Source organism: Streptomyces sp. CC53, assembly GCF_001865245.1.
In the GTDB taxonomy this organism is placed as follows: domain Bacteria; phylum Actinomycetota; class Actinomycetes; order Streptomycetales; family Streptomycetaceae; genus Streptomyces.
This window is the reverse complement of record NZ_MKXB01000168.1, coordinates 16937-28605: the sequence shown is the minus strand read 5'-3', so window position 1 is coordinate 28605 and position 11669 is coordinate 16937. Positions and strand designations below refer to the sequence as shown.

The following is an 11669-nucleotide window of genomic DNA, read 5'->3' as shown; positions in this document are numbered from 1 at the left end:
CATGCCGAGCCCGGAGGCCAGCAGCCCCATTGCAGGACCGCAGAAAACATAACGGGGCTTGCTCCCCGTGCCTTCTGATGGGCCTCCGGCCTCCGGGACGTGCACAGCGCGGACGCGGTGCACGCGCCGCCCGGCCGGTCGAGTCGCTGGTGCAGTCGGCGCCGGGGCGCCCGGTGCTGCCGTCGGGCCGGGAGCGCGGGGCGCTGCGCGGGGTGCGCACCCGGTGTGGCGGAGCCGCGGCCCCGGAGGGACGCGACGGGACCGGTACAGCGGCGGTCAGGGTGACCCGTACGGCGCGGATCGCCCCGCACCCCCCCGCCGGTGCCCGCACGCCCGCCCTGACCGCGGGCGAGATCCGGTGCCGCCCTCCGGCACCGGGGCCGCGCGTACCGGGGGACCGCCCCTCCCCCGCGCCCGGAGGCACGGGCGGCGGCCGCTTCGCGGGTTCAGCCCGCGGGGGGCCGGGCGCTCGCGGCGGCGTTGATGTCGTGGCTCGGCAGGACGCGGGTGCGCCAGCCGTCGCGGGCCACTGCGATCATGGCCCGGCCGAGGTTCTCCGTCGTGGTCACGAGGCCCGGAGCGAGGCGCCTCAGCAGCGGGTGGAGGGGCGCCGCCACCGCGTAGGCGAGGCGGTACCAGCGGGTCCTGGAGGTGACCCCGTGCTGCGGCTGGACGTAGGCGGGGCGGAAGGCGTACGCGTCGAGGGGCAGCCGGAAGAGGGCGTTCTCGGTCGCCCCCTTCACCCGGGCCCACCTCATGCGCCCCCGCTCGCTGCTGTCGGTGCCCGCGCCCGACACGTAGACGAACGCCATGCCCGGCCGGTGCGCGGCGAGCGCTTCCGCGACGCGGAGGGTGAGGTCGTAGGTGATCCGGCGGTAGTCCTGCTCGTCCATGCCGGCGGCGGAGACGCCGAGGCAGAAGAAGCAGGCGTCGTACGCGGACAGCTCCTCGCCCAGGTCCGCGAGGTCACCGACGTCCGCGCGGACGACCTCGCGGAGCTTGGGGTGGGAGCGGCCCGTCGCGGTGCGGCCGACGGCGAGGACGCCCTCGACCTCGGGGTCGCGCAGGCACTCCCGCAGGACGCCCTGGCCGACCATGCCGGTCGCACCGAAAAGAACGATCTTCATCTGTGTCAGGTCACCTCGGCTGTCGCCTGGGCGGGCGTCCGGCCCGTCCAGGCGTGGAAGGCCCGGTAGAAGGAGTTGGGGTCCTCGTATCCGAGCAGGAAGGAGATCTCCCGGACCGTCAGGCCCGAGTGCGTCAGGTAGTGCCGGGCCAGGGCTTCGCGGGTGTCGTTGAGGACGGCCTGGAAGGTGGTGCCCTCGCTCCTGAGCCGGCGTTGCAGGGTGCGGGTGCTGACGGCCAGCGTCCGGGCCACGGTCTCCATCGCGGCGCTCCCGGCGGGCAGTTGCTCCAGCAGGGCGGCGCGCACCCGGTCCGCCGCGGAGGCGCCCGCCTCCAGCTCCGAGAGCCGCCTGCGCAGTTCGGGCTGGAAGAAGTCCCACATGCGCTGGTCCGCGGTGAGGAACGGCCGCTGCGCGTCGGAGACGGAGAAGGTGACCGCCGGCAGCGGGCCGCGCTCGACCGCCGCCCCGAGGAAGTCGCGGTAGGGCCCGGTGTCCTGCGGCGGCTCCGGAGTGGTGACCCTGAGCGGCCGTACGGACGCGCGCGTGGCGGTCCTGGCCAGCACCACCCAGAAGACCAGCTCCGTCACCACCAGCAGCGGCGGGGGCTCCAGGGCCGCGGGCCAGCGGTAGACCAGCCGGACCCGGCCGGCGGTCTCGTCGACGCGCAGCGAGATCGGGCCGATCAGCTTCTTGTACGCGGCGACCCGGTGGGCGGCCGTGCGCAGGTCGGGGCTGCACAGGGCGGCGAACAGGGGCGGGTCGAAGACCTCGGGGGAGAGCGCGCGCCCGATGGCGAGGGGCAGCTCCGGGTCGCCCGTCTCCTCCTCCAGCGCCCGCCACAGGGCGAAGTAGCGGTCGGCGCTCAGCCGCACCGGGGCACGGGAGAACAGGTCCTGGGGCAGCCCGGCCCGGCGCAGCACGTGGGCGGGCGTGACGCCGAGGTCGACGAGCAGGGCCTGCACGGCGGGCTCGACGGCGAACGTGTCGACGGCCACGGCGCCGCTCCTACGCGCCCGCCGCGCGCATGACGACGCGGTCGAAGGCCCGGTCGCTGAGCCACTTGCGCAGGGTGAGGAGCGGCCTGCCGTACTTGCCCGCCACGTAGCGCGTCCGGGGGCGGCGCGCCGTGGCGGAGGCGACGATCACGTCGGCGAGCCGGGCGGCGGGGGTGCCCTTGCCCGGTGCGTAGGCGGCGCGGCTGGAGACAGCCAGCCTGCGCGCCAGCGGGGCGTAGGCGGAGGTTCCCGAGCGCTGCAGCATCGGCTCCACCATCACGTCGCCGAACTCGGTGTCGATGACGCCCGGTTCGACGATCACGACGTCGATGCCGAACGGCGCCAGCTCCAGGCGCAGCGCGTCGGACCAGCCCTCCAGCGCGTGCTTGGTGGCGTGGTACCAGGCGCCCAGGGGGGTGTAGATCCTGCCGCCGATGGAGGAGACGTTCACGATCCTGCCGAAGCCCTGCTCCCGCATGTGCGGGAGGACGAGCTGGGTGAGTCGGGCCAGGCCGAAGAGGTTCACCTCGAACTGGTAGCGGGCCTCGTCGACGGAGGTGTCCTCGACCGCACCGTACATGCCGAACCCGGCGTTGTTGACGAGCACGTCGACGCCGCCGCGCTCGGCCGTGATGCGTTCGACGGCGGCGCGGATGTCGGCGTCGTCGGTGATGTCCATCCTCAGCGTGACCGCGCCCAGCTCCCGCAGGTCGGCCATCCGGTCGACGCGGCGGGCCGCGGCGTAGACGGCGTACCCCTCCGCGAGGAGCTTGCGGGCCGTCTCCTTACCCATCCCCGACGAGGCACCGGTCACCAGTGCAGTGCGCATGTGTCGCTGCTTTCCGTGCGGCGGTCCCGTCGACCGCCTCCCGCCCCCACGGTACGGAGCCGGCGGCGGCCGGGCACCGGCAGAAGCCGCCACCCTGCTTGCCCATGACGCCATCTGCGGCGGCCGCCGGCCGTCATCGCCGTCATGGCCGGCATGGAGGACCGTCCCGGCCGTGGCGACGTGGCACCGCGTCCGTTCGGGCCCAAGAGCGCGGCCGGACGGAGGCCCCCGCGTGTCGGCCCGGCGGACCCGGGCCGGTGGCGCGCAGAGTGCCACCATGACGCGTACCCGCAGAGCCGGACTGCTCGCCGCGGCCCTCCTGGCGCTGGTGTCGGCCGGCGCCCCCGCACTCTCCGCAACACCCTCCGGCCCCTCGGCCGCGCACCCGCAGCGCGCCTGCGCACCGACCCCTGAAGCCCCGGGCGGGCGGGCCGCCGAGGTGGCCCGCATCGTACGGAAGGCCCGGGCGGACCTGGGGCTGAACGCCGTCCTGGCCAAGGCGACCGTCCACGGGCGCGACGTCGCCACGACCGCCGTCGGCGAGTCCATGACGGGCGTCCCCGCCACGACGGACATGCACGTCCGCTCCGGCGGGGTGGCGATCCCCTACCTCACCGGCGTCCTGCTGCAACTCGTCGACGAGGGCCGCGTCGACCTCGACGCGCCGGTGGCCCGGTGGCTGCCCCGGCTGCCGCACGGCGACCGCATCACCCTGCGGATGCTCGGCAGTTCGACGTCCGGCCTGTACGACTACGTGACCGACCCCGGCTTCCTCGCGGCGCTGCACGACGACCCGTTCCGGCAGTGGACGCCGCGCGAACTCGTCGCCGTCTCGACCGGGGAGCCGCTCTGGTACGAGCCGGGCACCAACTGGAACTACTCCCACGCAAACTTCGTCATCCTGGGCGCCGCGCTGGAGAAGATCACGGGCACCCGGCTCGACCGGCTGCTCCAGCAGCGCGTCTTCCACCCGCTGGGCCTGCGGGAGACCCGCAACAGCTTCACCCCCGAGATGCCGCAGCCGGTGCTGCACGCCTTCACCACCGAGCGCGGCGCGTACGAGGAGTCCACCTACTGGAACCCCTCCTGGACCATCGCTCCGGGCGCCGTGCTCACGTCGGACATCTGCGACGTGGCCCGGTCCGCGCAAGCCATCGGTACGGGCGAGCTCCTGTCACCTGAGTCGTACCGCACGCTGCTCGATCCCGGCACGGTCGGCAAGGGCGGCCCCACCGCCACCTGTCCGGCGACGGTGTGCCGCGCGCAGACCGAGGACGCGCACTACGGGCTCGGGGTCGTCGTCAAGGACGGGTGGATCTTCCAGAACCCGCTGTTCTCCGGCTACGGCGAGGTCATGGCCTACCTGCCCGCCAAGGGCCTGGCGATCGCCGTGGCCACCGCCGTCGGGCCGGAGTCCCCGGCGGGCAACACCGCGCAGGCGGTGGCGTCCCGCATCGCGGCCGCCCTGGCTCCGGGCCATCCCCTGTTCGCCTGACGGTCCGCCCCGCCGGCGTGCACCGGCGGGGCGCGGCAGGCTGCGGCCACGGGCGGCGGCGCACAGCGCGCTCCGGCGCCTGCGGCGGGGCGGGGGCCGGTGCCCTCGCGAACGGTGACCGCCACGGTGCAGGGCTGCGCCTGCGGCCCCCGCAGGCTGCCGAGACGCCATCACCGAGGGCGGACGGGCGGACGCCCCGGCCCCGCCCCCTCGGGCGGCAACGGGTCGAGCGCCGTCCGCTGACCGTCCGTCCGACCTTGCCGTGCCGCGAACCGTGCACGCCTCAGGACGTGCTTCCGGCACCCGGTCTCAAGCGGCCCGCCCGTGGCCTGCCGTGGGGCGACCGGCGGGGCGGGCCGGCCGCATGCCCGCGGCGGCGCTGCGCGGCCGGCGGGCATGCGGGCGGTCGGGGGCGTCAGCCGCGGACGTACTCCGCGAGGTGCTCGCCGGTGAGGGTGCAACGGGCGGCGACGAGTGCGGCGGGGGTGCCTTCGAAGACGACGCGGCCGCCGTCGTGTCCGGCGCCGGGACCCAGGTCGATGATCCAGTCGGCGTGCGCCATGACCGCCTGGTGGTGCTCGATGACGATGACCGACTTGCCGGAGTCCACCAGCCGGTCCAGCAGTCCGAGGAGCTGCTCCACGTCGGCGAGGTGCAGTCCGGTCGTCGGCTCGTCGAGGACGTACACGCCTCCCTTGTCCGCCATGTGGTTGGCGAGCTTCAGCCGCTGGCGCTCTCCGCCCGACAGTGTCGTGAGCGGCTGCCCGAGGGTGAGGTAGCCGAGCCCGACGTCGGAGAGGCGCCGGAGGATCTTGTGGGCGGCCGGGGTGCGGGCCTCACCGGCGCCGAAGAACTCCTCCGCCTCGGCCACCGGCATCGCGAGCACCTCGCTGATGTCCCGCCCGCCGAGGCGGTATTCCAGCACGGAGGGCTGGAACCGCCTGCCCTCGCAGTCCTCGCAGGTGGTGGCGACGCCGGCCATCATCGCCAGGTCCGTGTAGAGGACGCCGGCGCCGTTGCAGGTGGGGCAGGCGCCCTCCGAGTTGGCGCTGAACAGCGCCGGCTTGACCCCGTTGGCCTTGGCGAACGCCTTGCGGACCGGGTCGAGCAGTCCGGTGTACGTGGCCGGGTTGCTGCGCCGGGAGCCGCGGATCGGGCTCTGGTCGACCGACACGACGCCTTCGCCCGCCGGGACCGAGCCGTGCACCAGGGAGCTCTTCCCGGAGCCCGCGACACCGGTGACGGCGACCAGCACACCCAGCGGGATGTCCACGTCGACGTGCCGGAGGTTGTGCGTGTCCGCCCCGCGGATGCCGAGCTTCCCCGTGGGGGTGCGCACCGTCTCCTTCAGCGCGGCCCGGTCGCCGAGGTGGCGGCCGGTGACGGTGTCTGCGGTCCGCAGGCCCTCGACGGTGCCCTCGAAGCACACGGTGCCGCCCGCGGAGCCGGCGCCGGGGCCGAGGTCGACGACGTGGTCGGCGATCGCGATCACCTCGGGCTTGTGCTCGACGACGAGCACCGTGTTGCCCTTGTCGCGCAGCCTCAGCAGCAGGTCGTTCATCCGCCGGATGTCGTGCGGGTGCAGGCCCGCCGTGGGCTCGTCGAAGACGTAGGTCACGTCGGTGAGCGAGGACCCGAGGTGGCGGATCATCTTCACGCGCTGGGCCTCGCCGCCCGACAGCGTGCCCGCGGCCCGGTCGAGCGAGAGGTAGCCGAGGCCGATCTCCACGAAGGAGTCGAGGGTGTGCCGCAGCGCGGCCAGCAGCGGCGCCACCGACGGCTCGTCCAGGTCGCGGACCCAGGCGGCCAGGTCGCTGATCTGCATGGCGCAGGCGTCGCCGATACCGATGTCGCCGATCTTCGACGAGCGGGCCGCGGCGCCGAGCCGGGTGCCGTCGCACTCGGGGCAGGTCTGGAAGGTGACCGCCCGGTCCACGAAGGCCCGGATGTGCGGCTGCATCGACTCGCGGTCCTTGGAGAGGAACGACTTCTGGATCTTCGGGATCAGCCCCTCGTAGGTGAGGTTCACGCCGTTGATCTTCACCTTGACCGGCTCGCGGTGGAGGAAGTCGTGCCGCTCCTTCTTCGTGTAGGCGCGGATCGGCTTGTCCGGGTCGAAGAAACCGGACTCCCGGATGACCCGCACCACCCAGCCGTCCCCGGTGTAGGTGGGGATCGTGAACGGGTCCTCGGACAGCGACTTGGAGTCGTCGTACAGCTGGGTGAGGTCGATGTCGGTGACCGTGCCGCGGCCTTCACAGCGGGTGCACATGCCGCCGGTGCGCTGGAAGGTCACCTTCTCGGTCCTGGTCCTGTCCTCGCCGCGGTCGACGGTGAGGCCGCCGCTCGCGCTGACGGAGGCGACGTTGAAGGAGTACGCGCTGGGCGGGCCGATGTGCGGCTGCGCGAGCCGGCTGAAGAGGATGCGCAGCATGGCGTTGGCGTCGGTGGCCGTGCCCACCGTGGAACGGGGGTCGGAGCCCATCCGCTGCTGGTCGACGATGATCGCCGTCGTGAGCCCTTCCAGCACGTCGACCTCGGGGCGCGCCAGCGTGGGCATGAAGCCCTGGACGAACGCGCTGTACGTCTCGTTGATCAGCCGCTGGGACTCGGCGGCGATGGTGTCGAAGACCAGCGAGCTCTTGCCCGAGCCGGACACACCGGTGAACACGGTCAGCCGGCGCTTGGGTATCTCGATGCTGACGTCCTTGAGGTTGTTCTCCCTCGCGCCGTGCACGCGGATCAGGTCGTGACTGTCGGCGGCGTGCGGTGCGGACGCCCGCGGGTCCGTGCTGGTGCCCATGCTGCTCGGTCTCTCCCTCTGCTGGCCGGCCACCACTGGCGGCGGCGCCGCGGGCGGTGGGCCCGGTGGTCGTTCCGGTCGGTGCGGTCGGTGCGGTCGGTGCGGTCGGTGCGGTCGGTGCGGTCGGTGCGGTCGGTGCGGCGGGCGGCTCCTGCGCCCGCCGCACCGCTGTCAGCCGTCCTTGCGCTGGATGAAGCGCACCATGTTGCCCGCGGGATCGCGGAACGCGCAGTCGCGGACCCCGTACGGCTGGTCGACGGGCTCCTGGAGGACCTCGCCGCCCGCGGCGCGGATCCGTTCGAACGCGGCGTCCAGGTCGTCGGTGGAGAAGTTCACCCCCCGCAGCAGCCCCTTGGCCAGCAGTTCCGCCATGGCCCGGCGGTCGGCGGGCGAGGCGTGCGGGTCGGCGAGCGGCGGTTCGAGGACGATCTCCGCGTCGGGCTGGGACGGCGCCCCGACCGTGACCCAGCGCATCCCCTCGAAACCGACGTCGTTGCGGACCTCCAGGCCGAGGGCGTCGCGGTAGAAGCCGAGCGCCTTGTCGTGGTCGTCGACGGCGATGAAGCACTGCTGCAAGGTGATGTCCATGTGGATCACGCTACGGCGGAGCGGCCTGCCGCGCTTCTCCGTTTCTGACGGGACGCGTGCGGATCTTCGCGACGCAGGGCGGGACGGCCGCCCCGTCGTCGTGGCGGCGGGCCCGGTAGGCGCTGGGGCTCTCCCCGACCAGCTCGGTGAACCGTGAGCTGAACGAACCGAGCGAGGTGCACCCGACCGCGAAGCAGACCTCCGTCACCGAGAGGTCGCCACGCCGCAGCAGCGCCTTGGCGCGTTCGATCCGCCGGGTCATGAGGTAGCTGTACGGGGTCTCCCCGTAGGCGGCGCGGAAGCTGCGCGAGAAGTGGCCCGCCGACATGTGCGCCGCCCGGGCCAGGGCGGGCACGTCGAGCGGCTCGGCGTACTCGCGGTCCATCATGTCGCGGGCCCGGCGCAGCCGAACCAGGTCCGAAAGCTCCATCCGACCAGCATGGCACGTCCCACCGACACTCCCCCGGTCGCGGGCGGCGTCCCCGGGGGCCCGACGCCGCGGGGGCGGCCCGGGGCTGCCTCAGAGCTCGCGGCCCGGCCAGTCCAGCAGGCGGGCGCCGATGACCGCGGTCTGCAGGGTGTAGCGGTGCATGGGGTCGGAGGGGTTGGACCCGGTCAGCCGGTGGATGCGTTCCAGACGGTAGGTCAGGGCGCGCACGCTGAGGCTGAGGCGGCGGGCGGCCTCGGCGGCGTTGCAGCCGGAGTCGAAGTACGCGGCGAGCGTGTCGAGGAGGGGGCGGGCGCCGCCCCTGGCCTGCTCCAGCGGGCCGAGCGCGCTGCGCACCAGATCGGCCATGGCCTGGCGGTCCCGGGTCAGCACCGGGAAGACGAGCAGGTCGGCGGCGTGCAGCACCGGGTCGTCCAGGTTCATCCGCTCGGCCAGGTCGAGGGCGTTGAGGGCTTCCTCGTACGAGTGGACGACGCCGCCCGGGCCCGGGTGGGGGCGGCCGATCGCGACGCGGCCGCCGTCCGTGGCGGCGTGGGCCTGCTTGGCGAAGAAGACCAGGACGTCGTCCTGGTCGCCGGGCGCCACGCACACGAGGCGGCCGCCCTTCGTGGTGAAGAGGATACGCCGGTCCCCGAAGCGACCCAGCAGGGCCTGCTCGACCCGTCGGGAGACGGAGCCCGCCTCGTGGTGTTCGGTGCGGGCGTCGGCGACGGCGACGGCGTGGGCGCGGGACAGGCGCAGTCCGAAGCGCTCGGCCCGCTCGGCGAGCCGTCCGAGGTCGCTGCGTCCGTACAGCAGGTCGTCGATGAACTCGCGGCGCGCCGCCTCCTCCTGGCGGACGGCGAGGCGCTGGGCCTGCTCGTAGCCCTCCGCGAACGCGTCGATGGCCTGCTGGACGGCGGCGAGCACGCTGTCGGCGGCGGCGTTCGCGGGCCATGCCTCCCGGGTGGCCGCGAGGTGCATGCCTACGAGGGCGCGCAGGCCGTGGCCGTCCTCGGCGGCCCGCTCCCCCAGGGCGCGGCGGACCTGCAGCTCGCCGCGGTTGAGGCGGCGCCCCGTGGCGGACACCTCCGCCAGGAGGGCCGCGTAGCCCTCCAGGTACTCGCCGGCCGTGTCCCTGTCCCGCGCCGCCACTCTGCTCCCCCGTGTGCTGTCCTGACCCTCGCCGCCCTGTCGGCGTGGTCGCCGTGGGTAAGGGTACGGCCCGGCCGACACGGGGCGATCCCCTGGCGTCCGCCTGGTGCGGGCTCGACAATGAGGGTGATGACGGACAACCGTGAGCACGACGGACAGTCCGGGCCGCACGGCGGGGAGATCGGTCCGACCGAGCGGCTCGCCATGAACAGGACCGGCAGTTTCGACTGGGACCTCGACGCGGGCAGCATCGACGTGGACACGGCCGGGCTGCTCGTGTTCGGGCAGGAGCCGGGCGGCTTCGACGGGCGGCCCACGACGCTCGTGCACCGGCTTGACCAGCAGGAACGGGCGCGGCTGGAGAGCGTGGTCCGGGAGGCCCTGAAGAGCGGCCGCTCCTCGTACGCCGCGCACTTCCGGCTGGAACGGGAGGACGCCTCGGAGCAGTGGACGCACGTCCAGGCGCGCATCCTTCGGGGCGGGGACGGCAGGGCGCACCGGATCGTGGGCATCGTGCGGGACGCGACCTCCGAGGTGACGCACTCGGAGTTCGTGATGGAGCTGGAGCGGCGGCGGCGGCGCCAGACGGACATGGTGGAGCGGTCCACCCACGCCATGTCACGGGCGGTGACCGTCGACGACGTGACGGCGGCGCTGACGGGCCCCGGGGGCCTGGCGCGGCTGGGGGCGGACGGGTTGGCGCTCGGCCTCGTGGAGAACGGCTCGCTGAACATCATCGCGTTGAGCGGTGACTCGCTGGACGTGCTGGACGACCTGCGGCTGCGGCGGCTGGAGGGCGGGCTGCCGCTGCACGAGGCGGTGCTGAGCGGGCGACCGCTGTTCACCAGCGCCTTCCAGGAGCTGATCAAGGAGTATCCGCAGCTCGCGCCGTACGCGGGGCGGCTGCCGTTCCGGGCCGCCGCCTACCTGCCGCTGGTGGCGCAGGCGCGCACGCTGGGCGGGATGGTGCTGTTCTACCGGCGGCCCACCGCCTTCAGCGCCGACGAACGGAACCTGGCACTCGGGCTGGCGGCGATCGTGGCGCAGTCGCTGCAGCGGGCGATCCTGTTCGACGAGGAGCGGGAGCTGGCCACGGACCTGCAGGCGACGATGCTGCCGCGGCGGATCCCGGTCATCGAGGGCGGGGAGATCGCGGTGCGCTACCACTCGGCGTGGAGCGGCCGTCAGGTGGGCGGCGACTGGTACGACGTGGTGCCGCTGCCCAAGGGGCGGGTCGGGATCGTGATCGGCGACGTGGAGGGGCACGACACGCACGCGGCGGCGATCATGGGGCAGCTGCGGATCGCGCTGCGGGCCTACGCCGGGGAGGGGCACGCCCCGTCGACGGTGCTGGCGCGGGCCTCGCGGTTCCTGGCGGAGCTGGACACGGAGCGGTTCGCGACGTGCACGTACGCGGAGGTCGACCTGGGGACGGGTACGGCGCGCGCGGTGCGGGCGGGGCACCTGGGGCCGCTGATCCGGCACACGGACGGCCGGGTGGGGGTGCCGAAGGTGCGGGGCGGGCTGCCGCTGGGGGTGGCGTCGGTGTTCGGGGACGAGGAGTACCCGGAGACCCGGCTCGACCTGGTGCCCGGCGAGACGCTGGTGCTGTGCACGGATGGTCTGGTGGAGGAGCCGGGCACCGACATCGGGCAGGGCATGGACGCGCTGGCGGAGGCGGTGGGGGCGGGGCCGCCGGGGGCGGAGGCGCTCGCCGACCACCTGTCGCGGCGGTTCTGGGAGCGGTGGGGCGCGGGGGACGACGTGGCCCTGCTGGTGCTGCGGCGCAGCCCCGACCCGGGCACGTCGCGGGCGCCGCGCATCCACCAGTACATCCACCAGGCCGACCCGCAGGGGCTGTCGGAGGCGCGGGCGGTGGTGCGGCGGGCGCTGCGCGACTGGGGCATGCGGGAGTGGGCGGACGACGCGGAGCTGCTGACCGGTGAGCTGCTGGGGAACGTGCTGCTGCACACGGAGGGCGGTGCGGTGCTGACCCTGGAGGTGCTGCCCGAGCCGGTGCGGCGGGTCCGGCTGGCGGTGCAGGACCGGTCCAGCGCGTGGCCCCGGAGGCGTACACCCGGGGAGGCGGCGACGTCCGGGCGGGGGTTGCTGCTGCTGGACGCCCTGGCGGTGCGGTGGGGGGTGGAGCCGCGGGGCGAGGGCAAGGCCGTGTGGTGCGAGATCGGCCCGGACGTGCGGGGCTGAGAGCGGCCCGGGGCGCGGGGCCGGTGCGCCGGCCGCGTGGCAGCG

General features: G+C 74.2%; 9 protein-coding genes. 2 read left to right on the top strand and 7 right to left on the bottom strand.

Going from position 1 to position 11669, the window contains the following annotated elements:
- Nucleotides 1-446: 446 nt before the first annotated feature.
- Genes BJP40_RS20300 through BJP40_RS20290 form a run of 3 tightly spaced genes read right to left on the bottom strand, consistent with a single transcriptional unit; the run spans nt 447 to nt 2951 of the window.
- Nucleotides 447-1127, bottom strand: a complete 681-nt coding sequence (locus BJP40_RS20300) for an NAD(P)H-binding protein (protein WP_071281588.1) — start codon at nt 1125-1127, stop codon at nt 447-449.
- Nucleotides 1128-1132: 5 nt separating this feature from the next.
- The gene (locus BJP40_RS20295) at nt 1133-2122 is read right to left on the bottom strand and encodes an AraC family transcriptional regulator (RefSeq protein ID WP_071281587.1); all 990 of its coding nucleotides are present in this window, start codon (nt 2120-2122) and stop codon (nt 1133-1135) included.
- Nucleotides 2123-2132: 10 nt separating this feature from the next.
- Nucleotides 2133-2951, bottom strand: coding sequence for an oxidoreductase (locus BJP40_RS20290; RefSeq protein ID WP_071281586.1), 819 nt, complete (start codon nt 2949-2951; stop codon nt 2133-2135).
- 277 nt (nt 2952-3228) lie between these two features.
- On the opposite strand from BJP40_RS20290, the gene BJP40_RS20285 reads away from it, so the two are divergent.
- Entirely contained in the window at nt 3229-4446 is a 1218-nt protein-coding gene (locus tag BJP40_RS20285) for a serine hydrolase (RefSeq protein ID WP_071281590.1), read from the top strand.
- Between the two features lie 415 nt (nt 4447-4861).
- Here BJP40_RS20285 and BJP40_RS20280 read toward each other — a convergent pair whose 3' ends face one another.
- The 4 genes from BJP40_RS20280 to BJP40_RS20265 all read right to left on the bottom strand — a co-directional run bounded on the left by BJP40_RS20280 (nt 4862) and on the right by BJP40_RS20265 (nt 9419).
- Entirely contained in the window at nt 4862-7249 is a 2388-nt protein-coding gene (locus BJP40_RS20280) for an excinuclease ABC subunit UvrA (RefSeq protein WP_071281585.1), read from the bottom strand.
- Nucleotides 7250-7420: 171 nt separating this feature from the next.
- A complete protein-coding gene (locus tag BJP40_RS20275) occupies nt 7421-7837 on the bottom strand; it encodes a VOC family protein (protein WP_071271233.1) in 417 nt (138 codons plus the stop codon).
- A 10-nt stretch (nt 7838-7847) separates the two neighbouring features.
- Nucleotides 7848-8267, bottom strand: a complete 420-nt coding sequence (locus tag BJP40_RS20270) for a helix-turn-helix transcriptional regulator (RefSeq protein ID WP_071281584.1) — start codon at nt 8265-8267, stop codon at nt 7848-7850.
- A gap of 90 nt (nt 8268-8357) precedes the next feature.
- Nucleotides 8358-9419: a CdaR family transcriptional regulator gene (locus BJP40_RS20265; RefSeq protein WP_071281583.1), complete on the bottom strand. Its 1062-nt coding sequence runs from the start codon at nt 9417-9419 to the stop codon at nt 8358-8360.
- A 129-nt stretch (nt 9420-9548) separates the two neighbouring features.
- Here BJP40_RS20265 and BJP40_RS20260 point away from each other — a divergent pair, with 129 nt between their 5' ends.
- The gene (locus BJP40_RS20260; RefSeq protein ID WP_071281582.1) at nt 9549-11624 is read left to right on the top strand and encodes a SpoIIE family protein phosphatase; all 2076 of its coding nucleotides are present in this window, start codon (nt 9549-9551) and stop codon (nt 11622-11624) included.
- The last annotated feature ends 45 nt before the right edge of the window (nt 11625-11669 follow it).

Bases quoted from the DNA above. Each gene is read 5' to 3' on its own strand.
- BJP40_RS20275 (WP_071271233.1), bottom strand. From the start codon at position 7,837: ATGGACATCACCTTGCAGCAGTGCTTCATCGCCGTCGACGACCACGAC.
- BJP40_RS20270 (WP_071281584.1), bottom strand. From the start codon at position 8,267: ATGGAGCTTTCGGACCTGGTTCGGCTGCGCCGGGCCCGCGACATGATG.
- BJP40_RS20260 (WP_071281582.1), top strand. From the start codon at position 9,549: ATGACGGACAACCGTGAGCACGACGGACAGTCCGGGCCGCACGGCGGG.
- BJP40_RS20300 (WP_071281588.1), bottom strand. From the start codon at position 1,127: ATGAAGATCGTTCTTTTCGGTGCGACCGGCATGGTCGGCCAGGGCGTC.
- BJP40_RS20285 (WP_071281590.1), top strand. From the start codon at position 3,229: ATGACGCGTACCCGCAGAGCCGGACTGCTCGCCGCGGCCCTCCTGGCG.
- BJP40_RS20280 (WP_071281585.1), bottom strand. From the start codon at position 7,249: ATGGGCACCAGCACGGACCCGCGGGCGTCCGCACCGCACGCCGCCGAC.
- BJP40_RS20290 (WP_071281586.1), bottom strand. From the start codon at position 2,951: ATGCGCACTGCACTGGTGACCGGTGCCTCGTCGGGGATGGGTAAGGAG.